Here is a 13,480-nt window from a genome sequence, read left to right on the forward strand (position 1 = left end):
TCGTGCAATCACCCCATCCAGTTACGGAAAAAGCTTTCGTGTGCTTCGCGTAATTCATCGAGTGAGACCTGGGCTATGGTCGTTTGTTCATCAGGCCCAATGCGGATCACGTATCCGCCAGTCCAACCGATGAAGCAACAACCGACTCCAGCCTCTTCAGCCAACTTTTCGATTATGTGCGCGTCGTGCGGTTCGGTTACGAGATAACGTGCCTGATTTTCTGAGAAAACTGACCAGGCGTGGTGGTTCTTCTCGCGGTCTACATAATCTTCGAATGCACCAGTGAGGAGATGGGCTCCAATCCCGCTGGCAAGAGCCATTTCAGCCACGGCGACGAGAATGCCGCCATCGGACACGTCGTGGACAGCAGTGGTAAGCCCATCTTCGATCAACGAACGGACAAACTCGCCGTGCTTACGCTCCTTCTCCAAATCGACACGCGGGGGGAGGCCAGCCTCAATACCGTGACAGACAGACAGCCAAGTTGACTGACCTAGCTCTGGCGCGGCCTGCGGATCGGCACCCAGCAGTATGATCTTCTGCGCACCGTCCTTAAAACCGATCGAGCCAAGCCGTGCATAGTCATCGATCAGCCCGACACCGCCAATTGCCGGCGTAGGCAGAATCGCAGAGCCACCTCCGGTCGCCTTGCTTTCGTTGTACAAGCTGACATTTCCGCTCACGATTGGGAAATCAAGCGCGCGACAGGCGTCTCCCATCCCGTCTAGCGCATGAACGAATTGCGCCATGATTTCCGGGCGTTGCGGATTCGCAAAATTGAGGCAGTTGGTTACGGCAAGCGGCCGCGCACCGACAGCGGAGAGGTTGCGGTATGCCTCTGCAATCGCCTGCTTCCCGCCTTCATATGGGTCGGCATAAACATAGCGGGGGGTGCAATCGGTGGTGATGGCCAGAGCCTTTTTCGTACCATGCACACGCACGACGCCAGCGTCACCGCCTGTCTGGAGCGTGTCTGCCCCGACCTGACTGTCGTACTGCCCTGCGATCCAGACGCGACTGGCAAGGGCAGGGCTGGCGATCATCTTGAGAAGATCGGCACCGATGTCTTCACTTTTGGGAGCTTTATCCAGTGGCTTGATCTGCGCCCATGTCTTGTAATCGTTCCTGGAGAGATAAGGGCGATCATATTCCGGGGCATCTGCGGCGAGCGGACCAAGGGGAATATCGCACACCACCTCACCCCCGAATTCGAGCACCATGTGCTGCGTGTCGGTCACTTCACCGATAACTGCGAAATCCAGTTCCCATTTGCGGAAAATTTCCGCCGCCATTTCTTCCTTGCCGGGCTTCAGCACCATGAGCATCCGCTCTTGGCTTTCACTCAGCATCATTTCGTAAGGCGTCATGCCTTCTTCGCGGCATGGCACATTATCCATGTTCAGGCGGATACCGGCCTTCCCATTGGTCGCCATTTCCACGCTGGATGATGTGAGGCCGGCTGCCCCCATATCCTGAATGGCGACGATTGCGTCGGTTGCCATCAGTTCAAGGCATGCTTCGATCAGCAGCTTTTCCGTAAACGGATCACCCACCTGAACGGTGGGGCGCTTTTCCTCGGCATCTTCGCCGAAATCCGCACTGGCCATGGTCGCGCCGTGGATTCCGTCGCGTCCGGTCTTCGAGCCGACATAGACGATGGGATTGCCAACCCCAGTGGCCGCCGAGTAGAAAATCTTGTCCGCATCGGCGACACCTACAGTCATCGCGTTGACCAGAATATTTCCGTCGTAAGCCGAGTGGAAGTTGGTTTCTCCACACACAGTTGGAACACCCACACAATTACCATAGCCACCGATTCCGGCGACCACGCCTTGCACCAGATGCTTCATCTTAGGATGATCGGGACGACCGAAGCGAAGGGCATTGGCGTTCGCTACGGGGCGTGCACCCATAGTGAACACGTCTCGCAGAATACCACCTACGCCAGTCGCAGCACCTTGGTAGGGCTCGATGTAGCTCGGGTGGTTGTGGCTCTCCATCTTGAAGATCGCGGCCTGGCCATCGCCAATATCGATTACACCTGCGTTTTCACCTGGACCGCAGATGACCCACGGCGCCTCTGTCGGCAACTTTTTAAGATGCAAACGGCTCGACTTGTAGGAGCAGTGTTCGCTCCACATCACTGAGAATATGCCTAGTTCGACAAGATTGGGTTCGCGTCCGAGTGCATTGAGCACGCGTTCGTATTCTTCAGAACTGAGGCCATGAGCCTCCACGATATCTGGTGTGATTTCGGCCATGTCGCCGCCCTTAGCGACGGTGAACGAATGTCGCTAGTCTATCTATCTCCGGTGGCGGCGGGTTGTCCCCACCCACCAAGCGACGATGGTCGTCAGAAGATAGGCGGCAAGTGCCATCAGCGCCATAGGTGCGACCGGCGCACCGGCTGCGGGTGAGGGGTCAAGCCAATTGAACAGTTGCAGAGCAAGCAGCACGATCGCCAGAATTAGCGGCGGCATGGGCGGTCCATCGGTCCGGCGCAGATACCACCACATCGCTCCAAAAGTCAGCGCGAGTTCCAGGGGAATTTCAACCGAAGGAATGTTCCAGAGGCCGATGCCCAGTTTGGGAGGAATTCCGGCAAGAGTCAGGTCGGGTCGATGCACAAGAAAATCGAGCATCCAATGCGAAACCACAACCATTGCCGTGACGAGCGCCGGGAACAGTTCTCGCATACCAAGCCATACCACTGCGCCGAATGCGAAAGCGAAGCCGCATGTACCAAGCAAGCTGTGGGTCCAGGGCATGTCATACAAATCCATCGGATTCATTACCGTGATTCCCGGCACGACCCGCATATGTTCTACGCCGAGCAGGACAAATGCGAAAAACGCCCAGTCGACCAATTGTGCGGCGACGAACAATGTGCCGAGCCTAGGCGATCGTCCAGACATCGCACACGCGACAAATGCGGCGGACCAATGGCCAATGAACATCTGGCAAAACCCCCTTGGTTGCGACTGACAACTTGACCGCGTGGCAGCAGGCGGTCAATGCATGGTTCACCATGGTAGAGGAAATCCCTGACATTTCGCAGATGACATTCGAAGACGCTTTGCGCGCTTTGGAAGACGTTGTTCGTCGGCTCGAAAGCGGGGATGTCCCGCTGGACGAATCAATTGGCCTTTACGAACAAGGAGAGGCTTTGCGTAAGCACTGCCAGGCACGGCTAGACTCAGCTCATATCCGGATTGAAAAGATCGTTAGCGGCACGGATGGCAGGCCAACCGGGACTGCTCCGTTCGACGCAGATGGTTGACCTGACTTTGACTGACAACGGCATTTTACAACAGGCATTCATCCGCATTCAACAGGATGTCGATGCCAGATTCGATGCATTTTTGCCTATTCCGTCGGATTCTCGCACTCGTCTGGTGGAGGCAATGCGATATGCCACGATAGGCGGAGGAAAGCGGGTGCGCCCGCTGCTTACCGTAGCGACAGCGGCCCTATTTGGGGTCAATCGCGATGCAGCAGTGAGAGCCGGCTGTGCCGTAGAGGCGATACACGCCTACTCATTAATTCATGACGATCTGCCATGTATGGATGACGACACATTGCGGCATGGCAAGGCAACCGTCCATCTGGAATTCGACGAGGCAACAGCGGTGCTCGCGGGCGATTCCCTCCATGCGCTGGCGTTTGAAATTCTATCGATGCCTGAGACAAGCGGCGATCCGTTTGTTCGTGCCGAAATGGTCGCGGCATTGGCCGAAGCGAGTGGCTTTAACGGTATGGCTGGAGGTCAGATGATGGACATCGCTGCCGAGGGGGCAAATTTCGATCTCCATACCATCACACGGCTCCAGCAACTAAAAACGGGTGCCCTACTTGGATCGGCGGTGGAGTTAGGCGCGATTCTAGGCCGACTGCCTGTCGAGGCACGAAGCAACCTTCGCAATTATGCGCGAGATATCGGTCTTGCATTCCAGATTACGGATGATTTGCTGGATGTCGAAGGCGATGAAGACGCTGCGGGCAAGGCCTTGCGAAAGGATGAAAAGGCTGGAAAGGCAACATTCGTATCGCTGATGGGGGCCGACGATGCGCGCAGGCAGGTCGGTGCCTTGATAGATCAGGCGATTGGCCATCTGGCAATTTATGGAAGCGAAGCAGACCTGTTGCGGGCGCTCGCCAGATTTATCCAGAATAGGGATCGATAATGACAGAACGCATCGGTATCTACCCCGGCACATTCGACCCGATTACCCTTGGGCATGCCGACATTATCCGGCGGGGTTGCAAGCTGGTTGATCGGCTCATTATTGGGGTGACGACCAATCCCAGTAAGAATCCTATGTTCTCACCGGAAGAGCGGATAGCAATGGTGGAGCGCGAAGTGTCTGCGCTTGGCCTCAATAATGTTGCAGTCGTTGGATTTAATGCTCTGCTTATGCATTGGGCGGAAAAAATGGGAGCTAGTGTGATCGTGCGCGGCCTGCGCGCGGTTGCCGATTTCGAATACGAATATCAAATGGCCGGGATGAATCAGCAGCTTAACGAAAATATCGAAACGATATTTTTGATGGCGGATGTTTCATTGCAGCCAATCGCTTCCAAACTGGTAAAGGAAATCGCACTGTTCGGCGGAGAGATTGCGCCATTCGTCAGCCAGCCTGTGCGGGAGGATGTGATCTCCCGCGTGAGCAAGCTTGGGCGTTTAGGCGATCTTTGACAGGGAACGCAGTAATCTTTGTTACGGCTGTCATTCATTGATCCGACAGTCCGCTCGCGCTAGAGGCCGCGCTACTTTCCTTATTTTGACGGAAACCCGATGTTCAAACGCTTGATTGCTTCTTGTGCGCTCGCAGCACTGGCCCTGACCTCTTCCACTGCTTTCGCTCAGAACGTTGCCGATGAGGCGCCCGCCAAGCCGAAGGTATATTTACCGATTGATTTCAACGTTCAGAACGATCTGGAAAATATACTGCTTCTCGACTTGTCGAATGGCAAACGGGTTGCAATCCGGTTGAAGCCGGATTGGGCTCCACAGGCAGTCGAACGTATCAAAACGCTGACGCGCCAAGGGTTTTACGACGGAATCATTTTTCATCGTGTAATTGAAGGATTCATGGCCCAGACCGGTGATCCGACTGGTACAGGGCGCGGTGGATCGGAACTGCCGGATCTTGTGGCAGAATTCAATCCAATGCCGCATCTGCGCGGCACGGTTTCAATGGCCCGCGCGAGCGATCCGAATAGCGCGAACAGTCAGTTCTTTATCATGTTCCTCCCACGGTTTAGTCTTGATAAGAACTACACTAATTTTGGGCGTGTCATTGCGGGCATGGATGCCGTAGACGCCATTCATCGCGGCGAGCCGCCTGCCGATCCAACCTATATTGTACAGGCGTCTATCGCCTCCGATAAGAAGCCGCAGAAATTTGCAGCTCCAAGGGCGGCAACTGAGGAGTCTCCGGTTACCGCCGATATGCTCAATGCGCCACAAGCAGACAAATCGGAGCGCAACTGATTAGCCGGTAAGCGGCCTTTCCATCTGTCCCCTGGCCGATTACGGCGCATGTCATGCGTGTTGACCTGTTCGATTTCGACTTGCCGCAAAATCTGATTGCGCTTCGCCCGGCGCGTCCGCGCGATTCTGCCCGTCTGCTGGTCGTTGACGGTTCTGAAAGTCCTTTCTCGGATTGCGTAGTCAGCGATTTACCCAGCTTGCTGCGTGAAGGTGACGTACTGGTTTTTAACGATACCCGTGTCATACCAGCTCAACTTACGGGGAAACGTGGCGATGCTACGATCGGGGTAACACTCCACAAGCGCATCGATCTGCGTAGATGGCAGGCATTTGTTCGCAATGGCAAACGTCTGCGCGAAGGAGATCGGATCACTTTCCTGCACAGCGTTACGGCCATTGCGGAAGCGCGGCACCCGGACGGAAGCTGGACGCTTTCATTCGAAGGGGAGGAGGCGGTCGAAGTACTGCTCGAACGCGCGGGCACTATGCCATTGCCCCCCTATATTGCAGGCAAACGCCCCACAGACGAATCTGATCGTGAAGACTATCAGACGATATTTGCGAGAGAAGAAGGCGCTGTAGCGGCCCCGACCGCAGCCTTACACTTTACACCGGAATTGATTTCCGCCCTCGACGCAAACGGCATCGGTAGGGAAACGCTAACTCTGCACGTGGGGGCCGGAACCTTCCTCCCAGTCAAAGCAGAGGATACTCGCGATCACGCCATGCATTCGGAATGGGGGCGGATCGACGCGCAAACAGCACAGCGGCTCAATACAGCACGAGCTGCGGGTGGGCGGTTGATCGCAGTTGGAACTACTTCGTTACGCCTGCTTGAAAGTGCCGTGGATGAAGGTGGAGTTATACAGCCATTCGAAGGCGATACCGCGATCTTTATTACGCCTGGTTACCACTTCCGGGCGGTTGATGGGCTGATGACAAATTTTCATCTCCCTCGGTCGACCCTTGTGATGCTTGTGAGCGCGCTGATGGGGCGAGAGCGAATGATGGACGTCTATGCTCATGCGGTTGCAAACCACTACCGCTTCTACAGCTATGGCGATTCTTCTTTGCTGTTGCCGAAACGCTAGCTGGTTCGGCCTTTCTGCAGGCAAACTGTCTGATTTGCGTTCGTATTCAGGCCAATTTGTCGGCCCTTAGCGCTTAACACTGGCTGGCGAAGTACTGATCGAGACGCTACTCTGCGCGGGTTATGATTCAGACACGTATCTTTCTCGCTCCCGCTATTGGTGCTTTTGCAATTGCGGGGATGGCAGTTCCAGCACATGCTGAGCTTCCCAAACCTGTACGTGACATGATCGAAGCCGCAATTGCCACGGGCAACAAGGACAAAGTCGCGGCAGTTGTCGAGGTGGCAAAGAAGACGCAGCCTGATGATGTCGGTGAAATCGATGCGTTGAACAAAACCTTTCTCGATCAGCAGGCGCGTCTGGCTGAAGAGAAGAAGGCGCGTGATCTGGAGGCTATTCGAACCGCGGGAATATTTAAACGGTGGAAAGGGAAGGGTGAGTTTGGCGCCTTCCGCTCCACCGGCAATGGAGATGATACCGGCCTTACCGGCTCTTTATCGTTAAAGCGCACGGGGATCGATTGGGATCAGAAGATAACTGCAAGGGCGGAATTTCAACGATCCAATGGGAAAACTTCGCGGGAGCGGTTCTTTGCCTCTTACGAGCCCAATTATAAAATCAATAAGCAGGTGTTTGCTTACGGTCTGCTGCAGTACGAGCGTGACCGGATTCAGGGCTACTCCGGGCGATATGCCGTTTCGGGCGGCATCGGGTATAAGGTCATCGACCAGCCCAACCTACACTTGTCGATCAAGGCTGGGCCGGCATATCGGTTGACAGATTATCGGAACGGAACCGAAGAATCGCGTTTGGCTGCTCTATTTGGCGCTGACTTTGACTGGTCGATCACGAAACGTTTGAAGTTCACGCAAGGTGCGAATGCGGTTGCCGAAAGTGGTAGCTCCGCGGTGGCGATCATCGATTCCAGTAACACCTCTATCAGTCTGGTTAGCGGGCTGGAGGCGAAGGTAAGCAATCGTTTATCCACGCGGTTTTCCTATACGATCGATTACAATAGCAATCCTCCGGCGGGCTCAGTGAAAACTGACACGCTTAGCCGATTTACACTTGTCTACGGATTTTAGGATGGCTCGATTCGCGTTTTCCGTCTTTGCCACCGATGGCAAGGCGCGAACTGGCCGCATTGCTATGAACCGCGGTGAAATCCGCACCCCTGCGTTCATGCCTGTTGGCACAGCCGCCACGGTGAAGGCTATGAAGCCGGAGGCTGTTCGTGCAACTGGTGCGGACATCATTTTGGGCAACACCTATCACCTGATGTTGCGACCGGGGGCGGAACGAGTGGCGCGCCTTGGTGGGTTGCACCGCTTTATGAATTGGGATCGCCCGATTCTGACGGATAGTGGTGGCTATCAGGTGATGAGCCTGTCCGAATTACGCAAGCTTACCGAGGAAGGGGTTTCGTTCCGCAGTCATATTGATGGATCGAAACATATGCTGACCCCGGAACGATCGATGGAAATACAGCGACTGCTTGGATCGGATATTGTCATGGCATTCGACGAATGTCCCAGAGCAGACCGTCCATTGGCAGAGATCGCCGCTTCGATGGAACTTTCTATGCGTTGGGCTAAGCGCAGTCGCGATGCATTTGATGGTGGTGGCGAGCATGCTGAACGGGCAGCTTTGTTCGGGATTCAGCAAGGCGCGCTGGATGAACGGCTTCGCGCCCGCTCTGCAGAGTCTCTGAAGGAAATTGGCTTTGATGGCTATGCCATTGGCGGGCTGGCGGTTGGAGAAGGTCAAGAGGCAATGTTCGCTACACTCGACTTTGCACCCGACCAACTGCCTGAAGATGCGCCACGCTATTTGATGGGCGTTGGTAAGCCGGACGATCTGGTGGGGGCAGTCGAACGCGGGATCGATATGTTCGACTGTGTTTTACCCACCCGATCTGGCAGAAATGGCCAAGCTTTTACGTGGAATGGCCCGCTGAACATGCGAAATGCCCGGCATGCCGAAGATACGGGGCCACTGGATACACGGTGTTCCTGTTCCGTGTGCGGCACTTATTCTCGCGCCTACCTTCACCACCTTATCAAGTCAGGGGAAATGCTCGGTGCCATGCTGCTGACGGAGCATAATCTGTCTTTTTATCAGCAGCTCATGTCTGGAATACGAAATGCAATTGCGAAAGGGCACTTTGCCTTGTTCGCATCCGATTTTCGGCGGGACTATTTTCCCCGCAGTTAGAAACTGCCTGAAAATCAGATAAAAAAAGGGCGGCCTTGCGGGGCCGCCCTTTTTCATAACTGGATAACCAATTAGCGCGAATAGAACTCGACGACCAGGTTCGGTTCCATCGTTACCGGGTAGGGCACTTCGTCCAGCGTCGGAACGCGGCTGTAAGTGATCTTATCGGTACCATCGGCGGATACATAGTCGGGGATATCGCGTTCGGGCAGGCTCTGCGCTTCGATGATCAGCGCCATTTCCTTGGCCTTGTCACCCAGCGAAATAACATCGCCGACGTTGATGCGGCGGCTCGCCACGTTACACTTCACGCCGTTCACGCGGATGTGGCCGTGCGAAACGATCTGACGTGCAGCGAAAATCGTCGGAGCGAACTTGGCGCGATAGACCACCATGTCAAGACGACGTTCGAGCAGACCGATCAGGTTCTGACCGGTATCGCCCTTCATACGCGACGCTTCCTGATAGGTGCGCTTGAACTGCTTTTCAGTCACATCGCCATAGTAGCCCTTCAGCTTCTGCTTGGCACGAAGCTGCAGACCGAAGTCGCTCATCTTGCCCTTGCGGCGCTGACCGTGCTGACCGGGGCCATAAGAACGGCGATTTACCGGAGAATTCGGACGACCCCAGATGTTTTCGCCCATCCGGCGGTCGAGTTTGTGCTTGGCGCTCTTGCGCTTCGACATATGTCGTATCCTTCAATTTGCGTGTCGCGTGCCCCAGCGGCCGCGCTTCAACCCGGCATCGCCCGTATGGTCAATCACCAAACGCGGCCTCCGCTTCACCGGGATGCGGGACCAAATGCGAAGCGGCGCGCTTAGCACGTTGTCGTGACAGGTCAAGCTACGCAATAGGTGCTCGACATAAGCCGCGGGGCAGGGCAGGGGCCCCGATCATGGAAGACGCTATTAAACTGCCGGATGTTTGCGAGACTATGGCCGATGTGCGGGCCGGTGTCGATACGACCGATCGCGCCCTGATGGAACTGCTCGATCTACGTTTCGGTTACATGCGCGCTGCTGCTCGGATCAAGGCAGACCGCGAAGCGGTGCGTGATGAAGAGCGTAAGGCAGAAGTGATAAATAACGCACGCACGGACGCGGAAGAGCGCGGGCTTCCTGCATCCGAACTGGCCGATATCTGGGATAAGCTGGTGGAATGCTCGATTGCTTACGAACTTCGCCTGTGGGACAGCACTCGGCAAAACTGAGCGGGCCGCAGTCAGAAACTGGTCAAAGTATCCATTTTAATCACGGGCAGGTCGCTCCAGCGCACTCAAGACTCCGCGCAAAGTGCGGATTTCGAGATGGTTCCAGCCCGGCTTGGTCAGTACATTGCGTAATGTACGGCGGGTCGCTTCTGAACGGGATTCTGGAAAAAAGTAACGCTTTGGCTCCAGCAATGCCTCAAAATGGCCAATCAACCCTTCCAAATCTTCTTGTGGGGCAGGGGGGAGCAGCTCCTCAATGGTCGGCGTTTCGAGCTTTGCTCCCTTGGACCATTCATAAGCGCAGAGAATCACCGCCTGTGCGAGATTGAGAGAGCCAAATTCGGGATTGATCGGCACCGTCAGGATTGAGCGCGCAAGCGCGACATCCCCAGTTTCGAGCCCCGATCGTTCGGGTCCGAACATGATCGCACTGCGGCCAGGCTTCGTATGGATCTCGCGTGCGGCGACATCAGGTGTAACGACGGGTTTGGTCACTCCTCGCTTGCGAACCGTTGTGGCATATACGTTCGCGCAATCGGCCACTGCATTGGTAACGCTCTCGAATATCTGTGCATTTTCCAGAACGACATCAGCGCCCGATGCCGCGGGGCCCGCTGACGGATTGGGCCAGCCATCGCGTGGAGCAACGAGCCGCATCTCGGTTAGCCCGAAATTGAGCATAGCCCGCGCTGCTTTGCCGATGTTCTCGCCCAGTTGAGGGCGGACGAGAACGATGACCGGCGGTTCAGCTTGCACCGACATCGCGCACTGTGCTGGCAAATTCTTCGAAATCTTTTGCTTCGGAAAAATCGCGATAAACGCTCGCAAATCGAATATAGGCTACACTATCCAGATGTCGCAATCCATCCATAACCATCTCTCCGATCCGGGCAGAGGGAATTTCGTTGTCGCCAGCGGTTTCGACTTGCCGCTGAATACCGGAAACGAGTTGATCGATACGCTCCTGCTCGATGCCGCGCTTGCGACATGCCAGAGCGACCGATTGTTCGATTTTGGCGCGTTCGAATGGTTCACGCCGGACTGCTTCGCCGTCTTGTCCGGCCTTGACCACGGTCACATCGCGCAACTGGACCCGTTCGAAGGTTGTAAAGCGCGCTCCACAACCTTCGCATTGGCGACGGCGCCGGATAGCGGTGTTGTCTTCCGTCGGACGACTATCCTTCACTTGGGAGTCGTCGTGGGCACAGAAAGGGCAGCGCATCCGTCTGACTTACTTTTTGATGCGGTTATAGAGAGCGATGCCCGCCCCTGCTGCGAGCCCAAGTGGCCACGAAACCGGCGGCACCAGCAAGCCAGCGACCGCACCGATCGCGGCACCAGTTAAAACTGGTTTAGTCGAAGGATGGTGCATTCCATCTTTAGCCATACCCGATACTTCGGTTTTCAGGTCTTCAACCCAGTCCTGCCGATTTGGATCGGTCATCGCTATCACCTTCCAGGATATACGGGAAACGCGCTGCACAGCTCGGAAACGCGCCGACGGACGCTTTCTTCCGCTTGTGCATCCCCTTCTGCACCATTTTTGGCGAGGCCATCGACAACCTCGGCGATGAGTCCACCGATCATGCGGAATTCATCTGGACCAAAGCCGCGCGTCGTTCCTGCAGGTGCGCCCAAACGAATTCCGCTGGTCACAAAGGGACTACGCTTATCGTATGGGATGCCATTTTTGTTACAGGTCAGCCAGGCGCGATCGAGACCTTTTTCGGCATCTTTGCCTGTCACATCCTTTGCGGTGAGATCTACCAGCATAGAATGGTTGTCCGTCCCGCCTGAAACAACCCGCAGGCCACCAGCCTCAATTCCTTCAGCGAGTGCGCGGGCATTGGCAACGACACGAGCAGCGTAATCTTTGAAATCGGGCCGCAGCGCTTCGGCAAAAGCGACCGCCTTGGCTGCAACGATATGCATCAGCGGTCCGCCTTGCATGCCGGGAAATACCGCCATGTTAATCGGCTTTGTCAGTTCTTCATCGTCCCACAAGATCACACCTGAACGAGGGCCGCGTAAACTTTTATGGGTCGTTGTCGTTACGACATGGGCATGGGGAAACGGAGATGGATGAGCTCCGCCAGCCACCAGACCTGAAATATGGCTCATATCCACCATGAGATACGCACCAACTTCATCCGCAACCTTGCGGAAAGCTTCCCAATCCCAGACCCGTGAATATGCAGTGCCACCAGCGATGATGAGTTTCGGCTTATGCTCTTTCGCTGTGGCCATCACAGCGTCCATATCGATCAGCTCATTATCCTGCCGCACACCATAGCTGACAGGATTGAACCACTTGCCGCTCATGTTAACTGGCGAACCATGCGTCAGGTGACCGCCAGAATTAAGATCAAGCCCCATAAAGGTATCGCCCGGCTGTAACAGCGCGAGGAATACCGCTTGGTTCATCTGACTGCCGGAATTCGGCTGCACATTGGCAAAATTGCAACCGAACAGCTTTTTCGCCCGATCGATCGCCAACGTTTCAACGACGTCGGCATACTCGCAGCCGCCATAATAGCGCTTGCCAGGATAACCTTCCGCATATTTGTTGGTGAAGACGCTGCCTGCTGCTTCGAGCACTGCCTTACTGGCAATATTCTCACTCGCGATCAGTTCGATCTTTGTGCGCTGACGCTCCAGCTCGTTCTGGATAGCGGTATGGATTTCGGGATCGGCGGTTGCCAGATCATCTCCCCAGAAACGGGTCATATCGGGAGCGGTTGAGAGATTGTCAGCGATAGTCGTGGTCATGCCAGTTCTTTCGATCAGGACAGGGCGGGGGAAGAGAGCTTATCAACACGGCGCTGGTGGCGGCCGCCTGCGAAGTCAGTGCCAAGAAAGGCTGTCACGCAGGCTTTAGCCATTTCGATACCAATCAGCCGGGCCCCCATCGCAATGCAATTGGCGTCATTATGTTCACGGGCCAGACATGCAGACAAAGGCTCCGAAACCAGCGCACACCGAACGGCGGGGTTTCGATTAACTGCAATTGATATCCCAATGCCGGACCCACAGAGCGCTATCCCTCTGTCAGCCGTTCCATCTGCGACGACTGACGCCAGTTTATATCCATAGTCGGGGTAATCGACGCCTTCGCCATCGTAGGGTCCAAGGTCGGCAACTTCATGCCCTTGCTCAATGAGCCATTCGCACAATGCGGCTTTCATATCGAGCGCGGCGTGATCGGAGGCGATGGCGATTCTCATGCGTGGCGCATAGGCAACTCTTGTCGGCTACTCCACCCCTTGTGTGGTATTTCGTCCGCCCATGCTGAAACAGACGGCCGCATGTGTTTGTTGTCGCGGAATTTTGGGGAGGGAATCGCCCACTGATTTTGCGGCATTATCTCCAGTAAGAATTGAACGAAAGCGATCAAGTGACCTGTGAAGTCAATTTAAGGTTATGAAAAATAGATGTAGTTTATGGTTATCTTGCGTTCATCATGGACCACCC

General features: G+C 55.3%; 16 protein-coding genes. 8 read left to right on the top strand and 8 right to left on the bottom strand.

What is annotated here, in order from left to right; genetic code table 11:
- Positions 1 to 8: 8 nt before the first annotated feature.
- The gene (purL, locus tag CV013_RS04360; RefSeq protein ID WP_102154053.1) at positions 9 to 2,261 is read right to left on the bottom strand and encodes a phosphoribosylformylglycinamidine synthase subunit PurL; all 2,253 of its coding nucleotides are present in this window, start codon (positions 2,259 to 2,261) and stop codon (positions 9 to 11) included.
- 42 nt (positions 2,262 to 2,303) lie between these two features.
- Positions 2,304 to 2,885, bottom strand: coding sequence for a hypothetical protein (locus CV013_RS04365; RefSeq protein WP_321196977.1), 582 nt, complete (start codon positions 2,883 to 2,885; stop codon positions 2,304 to 2,306).
- Positions 2,886 to 3,028: 143 nt separating this feature from the next.
- Here CV013_RS04365 and CV013_RS04370 point away from each other — a divergent pair, with 143 nt between their 5' ends.
- The 7 genes from CV013_RS04370 (at position 3,029) to tgt (ending at position 8,799) form a co-directional block, all read left to right on the top strand.
- Positions 3,029 to 3,280 (top strand): exodeoxyribonuclease VII small subunit, encoded by a 252-nt coding sequence (locus CV013_RS04370; RefSeq protein ID WP_102154530.1) that lies wholly within the window; start codon positions 3,029 to 3,031, stop codon positions 3,278 to 3,280.
- On the top strand, positions 3,273 to 4,184 hold the full coding sequence (locus tag CV013_RS04375) for a polyprenyl synthetase family protein (RefSeq protein ID WP_102154055.1): 912 nt from the start codon (positions 3,273 to 3,275) through the stop codon (positions 4,182 to 4,184). The genes CV013_RS04370 and CV013_RS04375 overlap by 8 nt, the downstream gene beginning before the upstream one ends.
- On the top strand, positions 4,184 to 4,696 hold the full coding sequence (gene coaD, locus CV013_RS04380) for a pantetheine-phosphate adenylyltransferase (protein WP_102154056.1): 513 nt from the start codon (positions 4,184 to 4,186) through the stop codon (positions 4,694 to 4,696). The genes CV013_RS04375 and coaD overlap by 1 nt, the downstream gene beginning before the upstream one ends.
- Positions 4,697 to 4,795: 99 nt before the next feature.
- Positions 4,796 to 5,494 (top strand): peptidylprolyl isomerase, encoded by a 699-nt coding sequence (locus tag CV013_RS04385; RefSeq protein ID WP_102154057.1) that lies wholly within the window; start codon positions 4,796 to 4,798, stop codon positions 5,492 to 5,494.
- Positions 5,495 to 5,547: 53 nt separating this feature from the next.
- A complete protein-coding gene (gene queA, locus CV013_RS04390) occupies positions 5,548 to 6,585 on the top strand; it encodes a tRNA preQ1(34) S-adenosylmethionine ribosyltransferase-isomerase QueA (RefSeq protein WP_102154058.1) in 1,038 nt (345 codons plus the stop codon).
- 122 nt (positions 6,586 to 6,707) lie between these two features.
- A complete protein-coding gene (locus tag CV013_RS04395) occupies positions 6,708 to 7,670 on the top strand; it encodes a DUF481 domain-containing protein (RefSeq protein WP_102154059.1) in 963 nt (320 codons plus the stop codon).
- Between the two features lies 1 nt (position 7,671).
- Positions 7,672 to 8,799, top strand: coding sequence for a tRNA guanosine(34) transglycosylase Tgt (gene tgt / locus CV013_RS04400; RefSeq protein WP_102154060.1), 1,128 nt, complete (start codon positions 7,672 to 7,674; stop codon positions 8,797 to 8,799).
- Between the two features lie 71 nt (positions 8,800 to 8,870).
- Here tgt and rpsD read toward each other — a convergent pair whose 3' ends face one another.
- On the bottom strand, positions 8,871 to 9,485 hold the full coding sequence (gene rpsD, locus CV013_RS04405) for a 30S ribosomal protein S4 (RefSeq protein WP_102154061.1): 615 nt from the start codon (positions 9,483 to 9,485) through the stop codon (positions 8,871 to 8,873).
- Positions 9,486 to 9,694: 209 nt separating this feature from the next.
- On the opposite strand from rpsD, the gene CV013_RS04410 reads away from it, so the two are divergent.
- Positions 9,695 to 10,009, top strand: a complete 315-nt coding sequence (locus CV013_RS04410; RefSeq protein ID WP_102154062.1) for a chorismate mutase — start codon at positions 9,695 to 9,697, stop codon at positions 10,007 to 10,009.
- 36 nt (positions 10,010 to 10,045) lie between these two features.
- Here the strand turns inward: CV013_RS04410 and CV013_RS04415 are convergent, their stop codons facing one another.
- The 5 genes from CV013_RS04415 to rpiB are packed head-to-tail and all read right to left on the bottom strand — an operon-like array spanning position 10,046 to position 13,233.
- Positions 10,046 to 10,771 (bottom strand): RNA methyltransferase, encoded by a 726-nt coding sequence (locus tag CV013_RS04415; protein WP_102154063.1) that lies wholly within the window; start codon positions 10,769 to 10,771, stop codon positions 10,046 to 10,048.
- Positions 10,755 to 11,231, bottom strand: coding sequence for a transcriptional regulator NrdR (nrdR, locus tag CV013_RS04420; RefSeq protein ID WP_102154064.1), 477 nt, complete (start codon positions 11,229 to 11,231; stop codon positions 10,755 to 10,757). The genes CV013_RS04415 and nrdR overlap by 17 nt, the downstream gene beginning before the upstream one ends.
- Before the next feature lie 9 nt (positions 11,232 to 11,240).
- Positions 11,241 to 11,453: a hypothetical protein gene (locus CV013_RS04425; RefSeq protein WP_102154065.1), complete on the bottom strand. Its 213-nt coding sequence runs from the start codon at positions 11,451 to 11,453 to the stop codon at positions 11,241 to 11,243.
- Between the two features lie 5 nt (positions 11,454 to 11,458).
- On the bottom strand, positions 11,459 to 12,778 hold the full coding sequence (gene glyA, locus CV013_RS04430) for a serine hydroxymethyltransferase (protein WP_102154066.1): 1,320 nt from the start codon (positions 12,776 to 12,778) through the stop codon (positions 11,459 to 11,461).
- A gap of 14 nt (positions 12,779 to 12,792) precedes the next feature.
- Entirely contained in the window at positions 12,793 to 13,233 is a 441-nt protein-coding gene (gene rpiB / locus CV013_RS04435) for a ribose 5-phosphate isomerase B (protein WP_102154067.1), read from the bottom strand.
- Between the last annotated feature and the right edge of the window lie 247 nt (positions 13,234 to 13,480).

Origin of the sequence: Tsuneonella flava, assembly GCF_002870965.1 — a bacterium.
Taxonomy (GTDB): Bacteria; Pseudomonadota; Alphaproteobacteria; order Sphingomonadales; family Sphingomonadaceae; genus Tsuneonella; species Tsuneonella flava.

Excerpts from the sequence above, each read along its gene's own strand:
- CV013_RS04385 (WP_102154057.1), top strand. The coding sequence starts at position 4,796 with ATGTTCAAACGCTTGATTGCTTCTTGTGCGCTCGCAGCACTGGCCCTG.
- rpsD (WP_102154061.1), bottom strand. The coding sequence starts at position 9,485 with ATGTCGAAGCGCAAGAGCGCCAAGCACAAACTCGACCGCCGGATGGGC.
- coaD (WP_102154056.1), top strand. The coding sequence starts at position 4,184 with ATGACAGAACGCATCGGTATCTACCCCGGCACATTCGACCCGATTACC.
- CV013_RS04410 (WP_102154062.1), top strand. The coding sequence starts at position 9,695 with ATGGAAGACGCTATTAAACTGCCGGATGTTTGCGAGACTATGGCCGAT.
- CV013_RS04395 (WP_102154059.1), top strand. The coding sequence starts at position 6,708 with ATGATTCAGACACGTATCTTTCTCGCTCCCGCTATTGGTGCTTTTGCA.
- rpiB (WP_102154067.1), bottom strand. The coding sequence starts at position 13,233 with ATGAGAATCGCCATCGCCTCCGATCACGCCGCGCTCGATATGAAAGCC.
- queA (WP_102154058.1), top strand. The coding sequence starts at position 5,548 with ATGCGTGTTGACCTGTTCGATTTCGACTTGCCGCAAAATCTGATTGCG.
- CV013_RS04415 (WP_102154063.1), bottom strand. The coding sequence starts at position 10,771 with ATGTCGGTGCAAGCTGAACCGCCGGTCATCGTTCTCGTCCGCCCTCAA.
- purL (WP_102154053.1), bottom strand. The coding sequence starts at position 2,261 with ATGGCCGAAATCACACCAGATATCGTGGAGGCTCATGGCCTCAGTTCT.
- CV013_RS04370 (WP_102154530.1), top strand. The coding sequence starts at position 3,029 with ATGGTAGAGGAAATCCCTGACATTTCGCAGATGACATTCGAAGACGCT.
- nrdR (WP_102154064.1), bottom strand. The coding sequence starts at position 11,231 with ATGCGCTGCCCTTTCTGTGCCCACGACGACTCCCAAGTGAAGGATAGT.
- CV013_RS04425 (WP_102154065.1), bottom strand. The coding sequence starts at position 11,453 with ATGACCGATCCAAATCGGCAGGACTGGGTTGAAGACCTGAAAACCGAA.
- CV013_RS04375 (WP_102154055.1), top strand. The coding sequence starts at position 3,273 with ATGGTTGACCTGACTTTGACTGACAACGGCATTTTACAACAGGCATTC.
- tgt (WP_102154060.1), top strand. The coding sequence starts at position 7,672 with ATGGCTCGATTCGCGTTTTCCGTCTTTGCCACCGATGGCAAGGCGCGA.
- glyA (WP_102154066.1), bottom strand. The coding sequence starts at position 12,778 with ATGACCACGACTATCGCTGACAATCTCTCAACCGCTCCCGATATGACC.